The sequence below is a fragment of the Enterobacter sp. CPE_E1241 genome, from assembly GCF_045618265.1.
Lineage (GTDB): Bacteria > Pseudomonadota > Gammaproteobacteria > Enterobacterales > Enterobacteriaceae > Enterobacter > Enterobacter adelaidei.
In genome coordinates, this window is record NZ_JBIWYV010000001.1 from 4,511,379 (window position 1) to 4,527,784 (window position 16,406).

Annotated in this window: 16 protein-coding genes; 5 read left to right on the top strand and 11 right to left on the bottom strand. The window is 54.8% G+C overall.

Translation table 11 applies throughout. From position 1 onward, the window contains the following. Positions 1–153: 153 nt before the first annotated feature. Positions 154–1,338 (top strand): MFS transporter TsgA, encoded by a 1,185-nt coding sequence (tsgA, locus tag ACJ9Y9_RS22165; RefSeq protein WP_028018006.1) that lies wholly within the window; start codon positions 154–156, stop codon positions 1,336–1,338. 17 nt (positions 1,339–1,355) lie between these two features. Here the strand turns inward: tsgA and ACJ9Y9_RS22170 are convergent, their stop codons facing one another. Next, positions 1,356–2,657, bottom strand: a complete 1,302-nt coding sequence (locus tag ACJ9Y9_RS22170; RefSeq protein WP_028018007.1) for a cytosine deaminase — start codon at positions 2,655–2,657, stop codon at positions 1,356–1,358. A 239-nt stretch (positions 2,658–2,896) separates the two neighbouring features. Between ACJ9Y9_RS22170 and nirB the strand changes: the two genes are divergently transcribed. From nirB to ACJ9Y9_RS22190, 4 genes are all read left to right on the top strand, one after another. Then, positions 2,897–5,440: a nitrite reductase large subunit NirB gene (gene nirB, locus ACJ9Y9_RS22175; RefSeq protein WP_028018008.1), complete on the top strand. Its 2,544-nt coding sequence runs from the start codon at positions 2,897–2,899 to the stop codon at positions 5,438–5,440. Next, positions 5,437–5,763 (top strand): nitrite reductase small subunit NirD, encoded by a 327-nt coding sequence (gene nirD, locus ACJ9Y9_RS22180; protein ID WP_028018009.1) that lies wholly within the window; start codon positions 5,437–5,439, stop codon positions 5,761–5,763. The genes nirB and nirD overlap by 4 nt, the downstream gene beginning before the upstream one ends. A 109-nt stretch (positions 5,764–5,872) precedes the next feature. Next, complete coding sequence (cysG, locus tag ACJ9Y9_RS22185) at positions 5,873–7,246, top strand: siroheme synthase CysG (protein WP_028018010.1); 1,374 nt, start codon at positions 5,873–5,875, stop codon at positions 7,244–7,246. 142 nt (positions 7,247–7,388) lie between these two features. Further along, entirely contained in the window at positions 7,389–7,559 is a 171-nt protein-coding gene (locus ACJ9Y9_RS22190; protein WP_028018011.1) for a YhfL family protein, read from the top strand. A 143-nt stretch (positions 7,560–7,702) separates the two neighbouring features. Here ACJ9Y9_RS22190 and trpS read toward each other — a convergent pair whose 3' ends face one another. From trpS to ACJ9Y9_RS22240, 10 genes are all read right to left on the bottom strand, one after another. Then, entirely contained in the window at positions 7,703–8,707 is a 1,005-nt protein-coding gene (gene trpS / locus ACJ9Y9_RS22195; protein ID WP_028018012.1) for a tryptophan--tRNA ligase, read from the bottom strand. After that, entirely contained in the window at positions 8,700–9,461 is a 762-nt protein-coding gene (gph, locus tag ACJ9Y9_RS22200) for a phosphoglycolate phosphatase (RefSeq protein WP_028018013.1), read from the bottom strand. The genes trpS and gph overlap by 8 nt, the downstream gene beginning before the upstream one ends. Further along, positions 9,454–10,131, bottom strand: coding sequence for a ribulose-phosphate 3-epimerase (gene rpe, locus ACJ9Y9_RS22205; RefSeq protein ID WP_008503032.1), 678 nt, complete (start codon positions 10,129–10,131; stop codon positions 9,454–9,456). The genes gph and rpe overlap by 8 nt, the downstream gene beginning before the upstream one ends. Positions 10,132–10,172: 41 nt before the next feature. Further along, a complete protein-coding gene (gene dam / locus ACJ9Y9_RS22210) occupies positions 10,173–10,985 on the bottom strand; it encodes an adenine-specific DNA-methyltransferase (protein ID WP_028018014.1) in 813 nt (270 codons plus the stop codon). Positions 10,986–11,052: 67 nt separating this feature from the next. Then, entirely contained in the window at positions 11,053–12,354 is a 1,302-nt protein-coding gene (damX, locus tag ACJ9Y9_RS22215; RefSeq protein ID WP_028018015.1) for a cell division protein DamX, read from the bottom strand. A 92-nt stretch (positions 12,355–12,446) separates the two neighbouring features. After that, positions 12,447–13,535, bottom strand: a complete 1,089-nt coding sequence (aroB, locus tag ACJ9Y9_RS22220) for a 3-dehydroquinate synthase (RefSeq protein ID WP_028018016.1) — start codon at positions 13,533–13,535, stop codon at positions 12,447–12,449. Between the two features lie 57 nt (positions 13,536–13,592). Then, a complete protein-coding gene (aroK, locus tag ACJ9Y9_RS22225) occupies positions 13,593–14,114 on the bottom strand; it encodes a shikimate kinase AroK (RefSeq protein ID WP_003861630.1) in 522 nt (173 codons plus the stop codon). A 286-nt stretch (positions 14,115–14,400) separates the two neighbouring features. Beyond that, entirely contained in the window at positions 14,401–15,624 is a 1,224-nt protein-coding gene (gene hofQ / locus ACJ9Y9_RS22230) for a DNA uptake porin HofQ (protein WP_375294217.1), read from the bottom strand. Next, positions 15,551–15,955, bottom strand: a complete 405-nt coding sequence (locus ACJ9Y9_RS22235) for a HofP DNA utilization family protein (RefSeq protein WP_028018018.1) — start codon at positions 15,953–15,955, stop codon at positions 15,551–15,553. Before ACJ9Y9_RS22235 ends, hofQ begins: the two co-directional genes overlap by 74 nt. Beyond that, on the bottom strand, positions 15,945–16,406 hold the full coding sequence (locus ACJ9Y9_RS22240) for a hypothetical protein (RefSeq protein ID WP_028018019.1): 462 nt from the start codon (positions 16,404–16,406) through the stop codon (positions 15,945–15,947). Before ACJ9Y9_RS22240 ends, ACJ9Y9_RS22235 begins: the two co-directional genes overlap by 11 nt.

Below are 16,406 nucleotides of genomic sequence, written 5' to 3' on the forward strand. Positions count from 1 at the left end.
GGCTTTAGCGCCATATTTTGTGATCGCCATCACACAAAATCATGCAATGAAGTTCTAATTTCTCTTAAAAGATATGAATGGATCACTTTAATGTCTAAAATCTGCCCGCTCTCAGCGCCCCCTGGGCGCTTTTCTTTTTTGAACAGGCCAGACATGACTAACAGCAATCGCATCAAGCTCACATGGATCAGCTTCTTCTCCTACGCCCTGACCGGCGCGTTGGTGATCGTCACCGGGATGGTGATGGGGAATATCGCAGACTACTTCCAGCTGCCCGTATCCAGCATGAGTAACACTTTCACCTTCCTCAACGCGGGGATCCTGATTTCTATCTTCCTGAATGCCTGGCTGATGGAAATTGTTCCGCTGAAAACGCAGCTGCGTTTTGGCTTTGTGCTGATGGTCGCCGCCGTGGCGGGTCTGATGTTGAGCCACAGCATCGCCCTGTTCTCCGCCGCCATGTTTGTGCTCGGTCTGGTCAGCGGGATCACCATGTCGATCGGTACGTTCCTCATTACCCATATGTATGAAGGCCGTCAGCGCGGCGCACGTCTGCTGTTTACTGACTCCTTCTTCAGCATGGCCGGGATGATTTTCCCGATGGTTGCCGCCGTTCTGCTGGCACGCAGCATTGAGTGGTACTGGGTATATGCCTGCATCGGGCTGGTCTACGTGGCGATCTTTATTCTGACCTTCGGCTGTGAATTCCCGGTGCTGGGTAAAAAAGCGCAGACCACGGCAGAACCTGTCGCGAAAGAGAAATGGGGTATCGGCGTGCTGTTCCTCTCTATTGCCGCCCTGTGCTACATCCTGGGTCAGTTGGGCTTTATCTCCTGGGTACCGGAATACGCTAAAGGTCTGGGCATGAGCCTGAACGATGCGGGCAAACTGGTGAGCGATTTCTGGATGTCTTACATGTTCGGCATGTGGGCGTTTAGCTTCATCCTGCGCTTCTTCGACCTGCAGCGCATTCTGACCGTGCTGGCAGGCCTGGCAACCGTGCTGATGTACCTGTTCATTAACGGGTCGCCGGAACATATGCCGTGGTTCATTCTGACCCTGGGCTTCTTCTCCAGCGCGATTTACACGTCCATCATTACCCTGGGCTCGCTGCAGACGAAAGTGGCCTCGCCAAAACTGGTAAACTTCGTGCTGACCTGCGGCACCATCGGCACCATGCTGACCTTCGTCGTCACGGGCCCGATTGTAGCGCACAGCGGTCCTCTGGCAGCGCTGCACACCGCGAACGGTCTGTATGCCGTGGTGTTTATCATGTGCCTCGTCCTGGGCTTCGTGACCCGCCACCGCCAGCATAACGTGGCGGCAGCTTCTCACTAATCGCCTTGCCCCTTTGCTTAAGCAGAGGGGCTGTTTCTGGCAAAGCTCACCTCTTCCCCACCGCTGTCCATCTGGATCCACGTCTGCGCCAGCTGCGTGGTGGCAATAATCCGCCCCTGACGAATCGACCAGCGCACCGGCACCTGGCAGCGCACCGCTTCAAATCCGCTCTCTGCCGGCAGGATTATCAGGTTTGCCGGGTTCCCCGTTGCGATACCGTAATCACTCAGACCAAAGGTTCTGGCACTGTTGTGTGTAATCAAGTTCAGCCCGCTGTCGATTTGCGGATAGCCCATCATCTGGCAAACATGCAGTCCCATATACAGCACCTGCAGCATGTTGCCGGTGCCGAGCGGGTACCACGGGTCAAACACATCATCATGGCCGAAGCAGACGTTGATGCCCGCTTCCTGCAGCTCCTTCACCCTGGTGATGCCGCGACGCTTCGGATAGTCGTCAAAGCGTCCCTGCAGATGAATGTTCACCAGCGGATTCGCCACAAAGTTAATGCCCGACATCTTCAGCAGTCGGAACAGCCGCGAGGTGTATGCACCGTTGTAAGAGTGCATAGCGGTGGTATGGCTGGCCGTTACCTGCGCACCAATACCGGCCTCATACGCCAGCGTGGCGACCGTCTCCACAAAGCGGGACTGCTCGTCGTCGATTTCATCACAGTGGATATCCAGCGGGCGGTCATATTTCTTCGCCAGCTCGAAGGCGATATGCAGAGACTGCACGCCATATTCCCGGGTGAATTCGAAGTGCGGGATCGCCCCCACCACGTCAGCCCCCAGTTTTAACGCCTCTTCCAGCAGCGCCGCGCCGTTCGGGTACGAAAGAATACCTTCCTGCGGGAACGCGACAATTTGCAGCGTCACCCACGGGGCAACCTCCTGTTTCACCTCCAGCATCGCCTTAAGAGCGGTAAGCGTCGGGTCGGAGACATCCACATGGGTGCGAACAAACTGAATGCCGTTGGCAATTTGCCACTTCAGCGTTTTCCAGGCACGCGCTTTGACATCGTCATGGCTGAGCAACGCCTTACGCTCCGCCCAGCGCTCAATCCCTTCAAACAGCGTGCCGGACTGGTTCCAGTTCGGCTCGCCTGCCGTCTGGGTTGTATCAAGATGAATATGCGGCTCAATAAACGGCGGGATCGCCAGCCCTCCACGGGCATTTAAGACTTCATAACTTTCGGCGTGGGTATCGTCCATTGGGGTAATGTCACCAAATCGCCCGTTCTCAATGGCGAGTTGCCACAGCCCTTCCCGACCCGGTAAACGAACATTCTGAACTAGCCATAACGGTGTTGTAGACATACCTTTCCCCTAAAAAACGCAGCTGATATTCAGGCGTACCGATTTTTCAACGATCGTCCCTGAGTTGTACACAAATTCAACGACAACGAAAAGCCTTCGATTTCCGCCACTTATAAAAACCCTGACAAATCAGTCGCATACCACCTAAGGAGTAGGCGAAGACGTATTTGATTTGCATCAATAATCGCCATAGCTGAATCGTTAAGGTAGGCAGTAATAGAAAAGAAATCGAGGCAATAATGAGCAAAGTCAGACTCGCTATCATCGGTAACGGCATGGTCGGCCACCGCTTTATTGAGGATCTTCTCGATAAAGCTGACGCTGCCCAGTTCGACATTACCGTGTTCTGTGAAGAACCCCGCAAGGCGTACGACCGTGTGCACCTGTCTTCCTACTTCTCACATCATACCGCTGAAGAGCTCTCTCTGGTGCGTGAGGGTTTCTACGAGAAGCATGGCGTAAAAGTACTGGTGGGAGAACGCGCTATCACCATCAACCGCCAGGAAAAAGTGATCCACTCCAGCGCCGGACGCACGGTTTTTTACGACAAGCTGATCATGGCGACGGGCTCCTATCCGTGGATCCCGCCAATCAAAGGCTCGGAAACCCAGGATTGCTTCGTCTACCGTACCATTGAAGACCTCAAAGCCATTGAAAACTGTGCACGTCGCAGCAAACGCGGTGCAGTAGTTGGTGGCGGCCTGCTGGGTCTGGAAGCCGCAGGCGCACTGAAAAACCTCGGCGTTGAAACTCACGTCATCGAATTTGCCCCGATGCTGATGGCCGAGCAGCTGGACCACATGGGTGGTGACCAGTTACGTCGTAAAATCGAAAGCATGGGCGTGAAGGTTCACACCAGCAAAAACACCAAAGAGATCGTCCAGGAAGGCACTGAAGCGCGCAAAACCATGCGTTTTGCCGACGGCAGCGAGCTTGAAGTGGACTTTATCGTCTTCTCCACCGGGATACGTCCGCGCGACAAGCTGGCTAACCAGTGTGGACTGGCCGTTGCTCAGCGCGGCGGTATCATGATTAACGATACCTGCCAGACCTCTGACCCGGACATCTACGCAATTGGCGAGTGCGCCAGCTGGAACAACCGCGTGTACGGGCTGGTCGCCCCCGGCTACAAAATGGCGCAGGTTGCCGTTGACCATATCCTTGGAACGGAGAACGCCTTCGAAGGCGCAGACATGAGCGCCAAGCTGAAGCTGCTGGGCGTAGACGTTGGCGGTATTGGCGATGCGCACGGTCGTACCCCGAACTCGCGCAGCTACGTCTACCTCGACGAAAGCAAAGAGGTCTACAAACGACTCATCGTCAGCCAGGATAATAAAACTCTACTCGGCGCGGTGCTGGTGGGTGACACCAGCGATTATGGCAACCTGCTGCAACTGGTGCTGAACGCCATCGAGCTGCCGGAAAACCCGGACGCCCTGATCCTGCCTGCTCACGCCTCCAGCGGCAAACCGTCTATCGGCGTCGATAAACTGCCAGACAGCGCGCAAATTTGCTCCTGCTTCGACGTCACCAAAGGCATGTTGATTTCCGCTATCAACAAAGGTTGCCACACCGTGGCGGCACTGAAAGCGGAAACCAAAGCCGGTACCGGCTGCGGCGGTTGTATTCCACTGGTCACCCAGGTGCTGAACGCCGAACTGGCGAAACAGGGCATCGAAGTGAACAACAACCTGTGCGAACACTTCTCTTACTCTCGCCAGGAGCTTTACCATCTGATCCGCGTGGAGGGCATCAAATCCTTCGACGAACTGCTGGTAAAACACGGCCAGGGTTATGGCTGCGAAGTGTGTAAACCGACCGTCGGTTCTCTGCTGGCCTCCTGCTGGAATGAGTACGTTCTCAAACCAGAACATACGCCGCTTCAGGACACCAACGACAACTTCCTGGCAAACATCCAGAAAGACGGGACCTATTCCGTTATCCCACGCTCTGCCGGTGGTGAAATCACCCCGGAAGGGCTGGTCGCCGTAGGTCGCATCGCACGTGAATTTAACCTGTACACCAAAATCACCGGTTCCCAGCGTATCGGCCTGTTTGGTGCGCAGAAGGACGACCTGCCAGAAATCTGGCGTCAGCTGATTGAAGCGGGCTTCGAAACCGGTCATGCGTATGCCAAAGCGCTGCGTATGGCCAAAACCTGCGTGGGTAGCACCTGGTGCCGCTACGGCGTGGGCGACAGCGTGGGCTTCGGCGTGGAGCTGGAAAATCGCTACAAAGGCATCCGTACACCGCACAAAATGAAGTTTGGCGTCTCCGGCTGTACCCGTGAATGTGCGGAAGCGCAGGGTAAAGACGTGGGTATTATTGCCACTGAGAAAGGCTGGAACTTGTACGTGTGCGGTAACGGCGGGATGAAACCACGCCACGCAGACCTGCTGGCAGCGGATCTCGACCACGATACGCTGATTCAGTATCTCGACCGCTTCATGATGTTCTACATCCGTACCGCCGACAAGCTGACCCGTACCGCTTCCTGGCTGGACAACCTGGAAGGCGGCATCGACTACCTGAAGTCAGTCATCATCGACGACAAACTGGGCCTAAACGAACAGCTTGAAGCCGAGATGGCTCGCCTGCGCGACGCGGTGATTTGCGAATGGACTGAAACCGTGAACACCCCGGCGGCACAGACGCGCTTCAAACACTTTATCAACAGCACCCAGCGCGACCCGAACGTACAGGTTGTGCCGGAGCGTGAACAGCATCGTCCGGCGACACCGTATGAACGTATTCCGGTGACTCTGGTGGAGGAAAACGCATGAGCCAGTGGGTAAACATCTGCAATATTAATGACATCCTGCCTGCCACCGGCGTCTGCGCGCTGCTGGGTAAAGAGCAGGTCGCGATTTTCCGCCCTCGCCACGACGAACAGGTTTTTGCCATCAGCAATATCGACCCGTTCTTTGAGGCCAGCGTGCTGTCCCGCGGGTTGATTGCCGAGCACCAGGGCGAACTGTGGGTCGCAAGCCCGTTGAAAAAGCAGCGTTTCCGCTTAAGCGATGGATATTGCATGGAAGATGAGAGCCGCTCTGTGAAGCACTACGACGCCCGCGTGAAGGATGGCATGGTGCAGCTGAAAGGCTAACCTCCGCCCTTTTAGGGATAACGGCAGGAAATTCGTATGTTCCTTACGATCCCTGCTGTTATCCTGACGTCAATTCTTACCCCTTCCATAAATGCTGCGAGGTAACGTCGTGGATCACCTGCCGATTTTTTGTCAATTACGCAACCGCGACTGCCTGCTCGTGGGCGGCGGCGATGTGGCCGAACGCAAAGCGCGCCTGCTATTAGAAGCGGGTGCCCGTTTGACCGTCAACGCCCTCGACTTTGCCCCACAGTTTGAGGTCTGGGCCCAGGCAGGAATGCTCACGCTGGAGCAGGGTGAGTTTAATGAATCCCTGCTGGATACCTGCTGGCTGACGATTGCCGCAACGGACGACGATGAAGTGAACCAACGCGTGAGCGATGCCTGTGAGGTACGCCGTATCTTCTGCAACGTGGTGGATGCGCCGAAAGAAGCCAGCTTCATCATGCCGTCGATTATCGACCGTTCCCCGCTGATGATTGCGGTGTCGTCCGGTGGCCGCTCGCCGGTACTTGCTCGCCTGCTGCGGGAAAAACTGGAGGCTGTGCTGCCACAGCATCTTGGTCAGATTGCGCATTATGCCGGGCAGCTGCGTTCACGCGTGAAGCAAACCTTCGCAACCGTAGCTGAGCGACGTCGGTTCTGGGAAAAATTCTTTGTCAACGACAGGCTGGCGCAGTCGCTGGCGAATCAGGACACGAAAGCCGTTGAAGAGACGACCGAACAGTTGCTGAGCGAACCGCTGGATCACCGCGGCGAAGTGGTGCTGGTGGGGGCAGGGCCGGGAGATGCTGGCTTGCTGACGCTGAAAGGTCTCCAGCAGCTCCAGCAGGCCGATACTGTGGTTTACGATCGCCTGGTCTCCGATGACATCATGAACCTGGTTCGCCGCGACGCCGACCGTGTTTTCGTGGGCAAACGCGCGGGCTACCATTGCGTGCCGCAGGAAGAGATTAACCAGATCCTGCTGCGCGAGGCGCAAAAGGGAAAACGCGTGGTGCGTCTGAAAGGTGGTGATCCGTTTATCTTTGGCCGTGGCGGTGAAGAGCTGGAAACCCTGTGTGACGCGGGTATTCCGTTCTCTGTCGTGCCCGGCATTACGGCAGCATCCGGTTGCTCAGCCTACTCAGGCATTCCACTGACACACCGGGACTACGCTCAGAGCGTGCGTCTGGTGACGGGCCACCTGAAAACCGGCAGCGAGCTGGACTGGCATAACCTGGCCGCAGAAAAACAGACGCTGGTGTTCTATATGGGGCTGAACCAGGCCGCCACAATTCAGGCGAAACTGCTGGAGCACGGCATGGATGCAGATATGCCCGTCGCACTGGTGGAAAACGGTACCGCCATTACGCAGCGCGTGGTAAATGGCGTGCTTACGCAGCTTGGTGAACTGGCACAACAGGTTGAGAGCCCGGCGCTGATTGTAGTGGGTCGCGTGGTGGAACTGCGCGGTAAACTCAACTGGTTCTCCAACCACTGACGCATATTATTCCTTCCCTGAGTAGTCTTTAAGCGGACTACTCCCCTCTTACTGCTGTCGATAACATACCGCCCCGAAGTGGAACTTTCCCCTTTATTCCCTTGAGTTACATCTCATTTTCGTTTTCAGACAAGGAATGCGTATGTTTAAACTGGCAAAAGCCGCCGTTCTGGTCGGCCTGTTATCGACTCTGACGGCTTGCACCGGTCGTGTAGAAAACACGAAAAATAACTGCAGCTACGATTATCTGCTGCACCCGGCGATCTCCATTTCGAAGATCATCGGTGGTTGCGGCCCGGCGGCACAGCAGTAAGCGTTTTTCAGGCGTAAAAAAACCGGGAATGTCCCGGTTTTTTATTTAGGGAAGTGCGGCCTGATGCCCTCACCCTGGCCCTCTCCCACGGGGAGAGGGAACAAACCCTAAAAACGGTAACGTGGTTACCGTTTTGCTTTTACTTAAGGCTTACCCACAAACCCAATCGCTTCATACACCGCTTTCAGGGTTTCAGATGCGCGCGCACTGGCTTTTTCCGCGCCGTCTTTCATCACCTTCTGCAGGAAAGCTTCGTCATTACGATAGCGGTTATAGCGCTCCTGCAGCTCAGTCAGCATGCCAGAAACGGCATCCGCCACTTCACCTTTCAGGTGGCCGTACATCTTGCCTTCAAAATGCTGTTCCAGCTCAGGAATGCTCTGACCAGTAACCCCGGAGAGAATATCCAGCAGGTTGGACACGCCCGCTTTGTTCTGCACGTCGTAGCGCACGACAGGCGGCTCGTCAGAATCAGTTACCGCACGCTTAAGCTTTTTCACGACCGATTTCGGATCTTCCAGCAGGCCGATAACGTTGTTGCGGTTATCGTCAGACTTGGACATCTTTTTGGTCGGTTCCAGCAGTGACATCACGCGTGCGCCAGATTTCGGAATGAATGGCTCTGGTACCTTGAACACATCGCCATAAATCGCATTAAAGCGCTGGGCAATATCACGGCTCAGCTCAAGGTGCTGCTTCTGGTCTTCACCAACAGGAACCTGGTTAGTCTGATACAGCAGAATGTCTGCAGCCATCAGTACCGGATAGTCAAACAGGCCGGCGTTGATGTTTTCAGAATAGCGTGCAGATTTATCCTTGAACTGAGTCATGCGGCTCAGCTCACCGAAATAGGTGTAGCAGTTCAGCGCCCAGCCCAGCTGAGCGTGCTCTGGCACGTGAGACTGAACGAAAATGGTGCTCTTCTCAGGATCGATGCCGCAGGCCAGATACAGCGCCAGGGTATCCAGCGTGGCTTTACGCAGTTTCTCAGGATCCTGACGCGCGGTAATCGCATGGAGATCGACGATGCAATAAATGCAATGGTAATCATCCTGCATGCTGACCCACTGACGTAACGCACCCATGTAGTTACCAATGGTCAATTCACCTGAAGGCTGTGCGCCACTAAAAACGATGGGCTTAGTCATTATTCAATTCCTGATGTTCACTGTGTGAAAGCCCGAGTACGGGCAACAAATCTTTGAAGTGGTCAAACACGACGTCCGGCTCACTTAGCGTGATGGCCTCACCGTAGTTGTAGCCGTAGGTTAACCCGACGGAAGGACACCCAGCCGCCCGGGCAGCCAGAATATCATTGCGTGAATCACCAACAAAGAGCAGCTCCGCAGGCGTTAAGGATAATTTTCCTGCCACCAGCAGAAGCGGTTCCGGATGCGGCTTTTTGTTTTGCACGTCATCACCGCCGACAATGACGGTGAAATACTTCGCGATATCCAGCGCTTCAAGCAGAGGTGCAACAAACGGCGTTGGCTTGTTGGTTACCAGTCCCAGCGGGATGCCTTTCGCATGCAGTGTGCTCAGGGTTTCCTGGACGTCCGGGAACAGGAAACTCCCTTCCTCGACGGTCTCTTCATAGAAACGATCGAACAGTTTGCGCAGAATACGCAGTTGCTCGTCCTTCGGGATGTCGGCGTGATCGACGCTCGGTTTACCCTGCGCCGAACGCTGCGACGCACGCTCCTGGCGAGCCCACGTCAACGCACGCTCCATCAGCACGTCAGCGCCGTTGCCGATCCACGTTACCACGCGCTCTTCACCCGCAACGGGGAGTTCAAGCGCATACAGCGCCTGATCAACGGCGCTTGTTAAGCCCGGCGCGCTGTCGACCAGCGTGCCGTCGAGGTCGAATGCCACACCCCGAATTGTCTGCAATTTATCCATGACTTACCTTCGCCAGTTCACGGCGCATTTCATCAATGACTTTTTTGTAATCCGGTTGGTCGAAAATTGCCGAACCTGCAACGAACATATCCGCGCCCGCTGCCGCAATTTCACCAATGTTATTCACTTTCACACCGCCATCCACTTCCAGACGAATGTCGTAGCCTGATTCATCAATACGACGACGCACTTCACGCAGCTTATCCAGCGTGTGAGGAATGAACGACTGGCCACCAAAGCCTGGGTTAACGGACATCAGCAAAATTACGTCCAGCTTATCCATCACATAATCAAGATAGCTCAGCGGCGTTGCCGGGTTAAACACCAGACCCGCCTTACAGCCGTTCTCTTTGATCAGCTGCAGCGTGCGATCCACATGTTCAGAGGCTTCCGGGTGGAAGGTGATGATGCTGGCTCCCGCTGCGGCAAAATCCGGCACGATGCGGTCAACCGGTTTCACCATCAGGTGTACGTCGATCGGGGCGGTAATGCCATAGTTACGCAGCGCCTTGAGCACCATCGGACCGATGGTCAGGTTAGGAACGTAGTGGTTATCCATCACGTCGAAATGGACGACATCCGCGCCTGCCGCCAGTGCGTTGGCAGTGTCTTCACCCAGGCGGGCAAAATCGGCCGACAGAATTGAGGGAGCAATCAAAAACTGTTTCATCCGCTTCTCCTTGAAATGTGTTTACCGGCGGGCAAAACGGCTCAGGGGCGATAAAGAGCCAGGAGTTCGTCCACCTTTTTACGTGTGCCGCCGTTGCTGCTGATGCTACGCCGCACCTTAACCTGAAAATGCTTCGCGGCTTTGTACCATTCGCGCGTATCAGGCGTGTCGTGATTCGAAATTAACACTGGAATTCTTTTGCTGACCAGCTTTTCCGCCATCTCAGCCAGGCGCGCCTGCTCGGCAGGGCTGAAGCTGTTGGTGTGATAGGCAGTGAAATTCGCCGTCGCAGACAGCGGCGCGTAAGGGGGGTCACAGTAAACCACCGAATTTACGCCTGCCAGTTCCATACACTCTTCATAGGAGAGACAGTGAAACTCAGCATTCTGTGCTTTTTCAGCAAAGTGATACAGCTCGTCCTGTGGGAAATACGGCCGCTTATAGCGTCCAAAAGGCACGTTAAATTCACCACGAAGATTATACCGACACAGGCCGTTGTAGCCATGTCGGTTAAGATAGAGGAACAACAACGCCCGGCGGAACGAATCCTCACTCTGATTGAACTCCGCGCGGAACTGGTAGTAAATGTCCGGGTTATTGTTCTCAGGCGTAAACAGTTTACGCGCCTCTGCGACATACTCATCGGTACGCAGTTTGACGATGTTATAGAGGCTGATAAGGTCGCTGTTGATATCCGCCAGGATATAACGAGAAAAATCGGTGTTCAGGAACACCGATCCCGCGCCCACGAAGGGCTCGATAAGACACTCACCTTTCGGCAGGTGCTTTTTAATATCATCGAGCAGGGGGTATTTCCCCCCTGCCCATTTCAGAAAAGCGCGATTTTTTTTCATGCTGACTAACTGATTACACCTTCTCCGGCTGTGGAGAAAGCTCCGACAGCATCCTGCGCTTTAAACATTACTTCAGATCGGCCTGAACCTGATGAATCGGCTTCGCCCACGGGTTTTTCGCCTGAACATCAGCAGGCAACGTCGCTACGGCACGCTTCGCTTCATCTTTAGACGTATAAACGCCGCTGACCAACACATACCACGGCTGACCGTTACGGGTCGTCTGATAAACCACGTAGTTTTTCAGATTGGATTTCTTCGCCCAACTGTTGAGGTTGTCATAGTTAGACGAACTGCTCAGCTGCAGCGTGTAGTTGCTGGAAGGTGCAGCTTTAAGCGAACCTACGTTACCTGCTGTTTTGCCTGCTGCAGCGCTGGAGGCTGTTGCAGATGCCGCAGGTGCAGCAGTCGTCGTCGGTGCTGTCGTGCTCGCCGTGGCTTTCGGCGCAGTCTGTGTGACTGGCGCTTTTGCTGGCTCGCTCACCGCAGCCGTTTCAGTATGTTTCGGCTGCGCCGGAACAGCTTTCACTTCAGGCGCTTTCACCACTGCCTGAGGTTTAGTTTCGCGTTTAGGCTCAATCACCGCCTGCTTACGTTCAGGACGTGTTGCAGTCTGCGTCTGGCGCGGCTTGGTTTCGGTCGCAGCAGTTTGCGGCTGAGCGTTACCACCGCGAACCGGGGCAACGGTTGCAGGTTCAGTTGGCAGCGTGGAGTTAACCACGGCGTTATCCATCTGCTGCTGGTTTTGCGGCTGCGTCAGTGCATTATTCAGGTCTCCCTGAACTTCTACACGCTGCTGGCCTTCAGGCGTAACAGGTGCCTGGCTCTGAGCTGGGTTTGAGGAAACGGGCGGCAGAGAAACATCCTGTGGTGCTGTGGTGTTTCCTGCAGTCTGCTCTGCAGGGGTAGTACCCGGTGCAGGCTGCGCGCCATTTGCCTGATTAGCCGCATCGTTACCGGAGAGGTTGATGCTCTTCTCAGCGGAAGCGGTTTGCTCGGTTGAGTTCGTTGATGGTGCTTTAAGTGCAGAACCAATGCCGACAATCAGCAGCACAAGTACCAACACGCCAAGCCCCATCATAAGATACTGGCGGGAAGCCGGTTTTGGTGCAGCGGCTTTCTTACGTTTACGCGGGCGACGCTCTACAGGCTCTTCGTCCATTGAATCTTCTTCGGACTCATAATCCTCTTCTGCTCGCTCATCGTGCGCGTTGCGGCTGCGCGAGGGGCGACGATCGTCTGCATCCAGATCAACATCGTCAAAATTGATCTGCGGCTCGTTATCACGTTCTGAAGATTGACGAGAACGACCAGTACGACGATCGCTGGGATCGGGTTTCAGCTCGTCTTCTGGTTTGAATTCATCCATTTAACACCCCACTCAAAGGCTTATGCCAACGACTTTGCATTTCACCTGAAGCTAAACGACCACCTGCAACAGCGGCCTGACCTTTCTAGTTGTTACGCCTGCTGACAATCAGCGATAGCGCCAAGAACGACATCGTGCGGCACTCCGCCGCGCACTTCACTCTTCCCTATTGCAAGCGGGAGTACAAGACGCATCTCACCTGCCAATACTTTTTTATCGCGCATCATGTGGGGTAAATACGCTTGTGCCGACATCTCTTGCGGCCCGGTCACCGGCAAGCCTGCACGCTCAAGCAGCGCGATGATGCGCGCCGTTTCATCCGGTTTAAACTGCCCCAGACGTTCAGAGGTGCGAGCAGCCATCACCATTCCGGCAGCAACCGCTTCGCCGTGAAGCCAGTTACCGTAACCCATTTCGGCTTCAATCGCGTGACCAAACGTATGCCCAAGATTCAGTAAAGCACGTAAGCCCGTTTCACGCTCGTCTGCTGCGACAACTTCCGCTTTCAGCTCACAACAACGACGGATGCAATATGCCAGTTTAGCCTCATCCAGGCGCAGCAACGCATCCATATTCTCTTCAAGCCAGTCAAAGAACTCGCCATCCAGAATAATGCCGTATTTGATCACTTCAGCAAGACCCGAAGCCAGCTCGCGCTTCGGCAGCGTTTTCAGACAGTCGAGATCCACCACCACCGAAGCGGGCTGGTAGAATGCGCCAATCATGTTTTTGCCAAGCGGATGGTTGACCGCAGTTTTGCCGCCAACAGAAGAGTCGACCTGAGACAGCAACGTAGTCGGAATCTGAATAAAACGGACACCACGTTGATAGCTTGCAGCCGCAAAGCCGGTGAGATCGCCCACAACACCGCCGCCCAGGGCAAGCAATGTTGTATCGCGACCATGCGGTTTTTGCAGCAATGCGGTAAAGACGGTATCCAGTACCGTCAGACTTTTATACTGCTCGCCATCGGGCAGAATGACACTGTCGACTTTTACGCCCGCCTGCTCTAGCAGGTGGCGTACACGGTCAAGATAAAGCGGAGCCAGCGTCTCGTTGGTGACCAGCATCGCCTGATCACCCGCTTTCAGTGGTAAAAAGGAAGCTGGGTCGTTAAACAAACCAGCCGCGATGGTGATAGGGTAACTACGTTCCCCGAGAGTAACTGTAATCCTCTCCATGACGCGACATCCACCTTTAATGCTTTTACCCGCAGGCGAGTGTATATAAAGCCAGAATCAGTTGCTTTCCAGCATATGAATAATCTGGTTTGCAACCACTTTAGCGCTCTGATCGTCAGTACGAATGGTCACATCAGCAATCTCTTCGTACAGCGGATTGCGTTCATCGGCCAACGCTTCCAGAACTTCGCGTGGTGGCGTTTCAACCTGCAGCAGCGGGCGCTTTTTATCACGCTGCGTACGTGCCAGCTGTTTCTCGATGGTCGTTTCAAGATAGACCACTACGCCACGGGCGGAGAGACGGTTGCGGGTTTCGCGAGATTTTACAGAGCCGCCGCCTGTTGCCAGCACAATGCCCTGTTTTTCCGTGAGTTCGTTGATCACTTTTTCTTCTCGGTCACGGAAACCTTCTTCGCCTTCTACGTCGAAAACCCAGCCCACATCAGCTCCGGTTCGTTTCTCAATCTCTTGATCAGAATCGTAAAATTCCATATTGAGTTGTTGAGCTAACTGACGCCCAATAGTGCTTTTGCCGGCACCCATAGGCCCAACCAGAAAGATATTGCGTTTCTCTGCCATTTTATCGGTACTACTAAGACTATTCGTTAATGGTAATCCCCGCTTCGCAGACACCCAGCGTAGCAGGACATGAACTGAAACCTCATATGCAATAGAGCGAGAGTCAGACTAAAAATTATCTCAATACTCCGGCTTGTTTGGCAACTGATTAAATCACCGCGCCGGGCGCATAAGGTAATAAGACGTAAGTCCAACTCAAATCGGTACTCCTTGTATGCTAATTCATGCCCCACGTCAAACATCTGCAACAAACTGAATGCAAAATCATTGCGGGGATCGTTACCCGTCAGTGAATACCGACCAGACGTGGTGTAATAAACACCACTAACTCACGTCGTTCGTTGTCTTTTCCATCATGACGAAAAAGCTGTCCAAGCCATGGGATTTTCCCCAGCCCCGGCACGCTGTCGCTGCCGGTTTTGTTCTTCTGCGAAAAAATTCCACCCAGCGCCAGTGTTTCTCCGCTTTTTACCTCCACCTGCGTTTCGATCTCCTGTTTGTCGATAGCCAGCGTTTCACCGTCAGCCTGCTGAAGCACCTGCCCCGGCATATTTTCACTGATGTGTAATTTCAGACGCACGCGTCCCCCCGGCAATACCACGGGCGTCACCTCCATCCCTAATACCGCCTCTTTAAACTCAACGGAGGTCGCCCCGCTTTCACCGCTTGAGACCTGATACGGGATCTCACTCCCCTGTTTGATGCTGGCCGGTTGCATGTGCGAGGCCAGCAGTCGCGGGCTGGCGATGATATCAACCTGCTGTTTTTGCTCCAGTGCTGACAACTCCAGATCCAGCAGCCGACCATTAATTCGCCCGATATTAAAACCCACGTGGCTGGTGGCGCTTGCTACGGAAAGATCGCTGCCAAGAGTGGTGAGCTGACCAACTTTGCCCGCGTCGGTGGCGTCGGCGAGATTCCACTTCACCCCTAGCTCACGCAGGCTTTTTTCATTGATGGTCACAATATGCGCCGCAAGCTCTACCTGCTCGACGGGAATATCCATCTGAGCGGCCCAGCGCTGCAGCGTATCCACCACCGTCTTATTATCCCGAACCAACAGGCGGTTAGTGCGCTTGTCGAGTGATAAACTTCCCTTTGGGCTCAGGAGTTTTTCGGCTGCTTTTTGTAACTCCCCGGCATCGGCGTAAGAAAAAGAGAGACTTTGTGAGACCAGCGGGGCATCCAGCTGCCGACGCGTCCGCTCCTGCTCTGAACGCTCCCGCTGTTCGCGCTGCCAGGCCGCAGTATGGACATAAAAAATGCCACCCTCCTCTCGTAAAACGAGCCCGGCGCTGGTGACCACCGTCTGTAGCGCTTGTCGCCAGGGGACGCGTGTCAGGTTAAGTGAAAGCGAGCCGCTAACATCCGGTGATACCACCAGATTACGCTTCTCCTGCGCGACCAGTGCCTGTAGCACCTGAACCACAGGAACATCATCCACCACCAGCGTGACGGGTTTTGGTACGGTGGCCCACAGCGGTTGGCAGAACGCCAGCAGCAACAGCATTATCCTTAAGTTCATTTTTAATCGTTCCTTCTCGTTGCCACGTCCATTGTCCAGGTTCACATGTGTCACCCACATCAACAACCAGTGCTGACTCATTGATGGCTTTTACCTGCCAGCCCACCGGGAAGCGCTGATGCGTTTTCAGGCGATACCAGCGCTTTTGCCCATCCTGTAAGATGCCAACCGTTTCATGACCCGCCACCATACCGCGGTAGTGCCACTGCACCAGTTGACCACGACTGCAAGGATCGTCCGGCGGGCGAAACGGATCGCGCATACCGGCCAATGTCAGCACCGAACAAACCAGCAAGCAACGCACACTATTTCGCATGATCTGACTCCAGCTCCAGCCGCAGGCGTAACAACGCATCCTGTGGCGCAATCGCGAAAGCCGCGACCTGCACATCCCGCTGTGCCAGCAGGGAAAAAATGGTCGGGATCGCCGGCCATTCAGCATCCAGCGTCAGTTCTCCTCCCCTTTGCGACGGCTTCCAGTGAACCAATTTCATACCGTCCCCCTGAAAATCGAGCGGTGAAAAGGGCTGCATCTCCTGCACTTTCGGAGAGGCTGGGCTAAAAGGTATCTTACTGGCTGCGGGCCATAGCGATGCATTAGCCCGCGCATCCTGCATCAATTGCCGCTGGAGTTCAGCACACAGCCTGTCTACTGGGCGGAGCAACATGCTCCATGCGGCCAGCCCGGCAAAGAGAATACTCAGACACCAGCAAAGCACCCGATGCCATGGACGGTTTTCGCACCAGCGTTCCAACAGGGTGTCCAC

Excerpts from the sequence above, each read along its gene's own strand:
- ACJ9Y9_RS22235 (WP_028018018.1), bottom strand. The coding sequence starts at position 15,955 with ATGCGAAATAGTGTGCGTTGCTTGCTGGTTTGTTCGGTGCTGACATTG.
- ACJ9Y9_RS22170 (WP_028018007.1), bottom strand. The coding sequence starts at position 2,657 with ATGTCTACAACACCGTTATGGCTAGTTCAGAATGTTCGTTTACCGGGT.
- hofQ (WP_375294217.1), bottom strand. The coding sequence starts at position 15,624 with ATGCTGTTGCTGCTGGCGTTCTGCCAACCGCTGTGGGCCACCGTACCA.
- aroK (WP_003861630.1), bottom strand. The coding sequence starts at position 14,114 with ATGGCAGAGAAACGCAATATCTTTCTGGTTGGGCCTATGGGTGCCGGC.
- nirD (WP_028018009.1), top strand. The coding sequence starts at position 5,437 with ATGAGCCAGTGGGTAAACATCTGCAATATTAATGACATCCTGCCTGCC.
- gph (WP_028018013.1), bottom strand. The coding sequence starts at position 9,461 with ATGGATAAATTGCAGACAATTCGGGGTGTGGCATTCGACCTCGACGGC.
- tsgA (WP_028018006.1), top strand. The coding sequence starts at position 154 with ATGACTAACAGCAATCGCATCAAGCTCACATGGATCAGCTTCTTCTCC.
- aroB (WP_028018016.1), bottom strand. The coding sequence starts at position 13,535 with ATGGAGAGGATTACAGTTACTCTCGGGGAACGTAGTTACCCTATCACC.
- rpe (WP_008503032.1), bottom strand. The coding sequence starts at position 10,131 with ATGAAACAGTTTTTGATTGCTCCCTCAATTCTGTCGGCCGATTTTGCC.
- dam (WP_028018014.1), bottom strand. The coding sequence starts at position 10,985 with ATGAAAAAAAATCGCGCTTTTCTGAAATGGGCAGGGGGGAAATACCCC.
- damX (WP_028018015.1), bottom strand. The coding sequence starts at position 12,354 with ATGGATGAATTCAAACCAGAAGACGAGCTGAAACCCGATCCCAGCGAT.
- ACJ9Y9_RS22190 (WP_028018011.1), top strand. The coding sequence starts at position 7,389 with ATGTTTAAACTGGCAAAAGCCGCCGTTCTGGTCGGCCTGTTATCGACT.
- trpS (WP_028018012.1), bottom strand. The coding sequence starts at position 8,707 with ATGACTAAGCCCATCGTTTTTAGTGGCGCACAGCCTTCAGGTGAATTG.
- nirB (WP_028018008.1), top strand. The coding sequence starts at position 2,897 with ATGAGCAAAGTCAGACTCGCTATCATCGGTAACGGCATGGTCGGCCAC.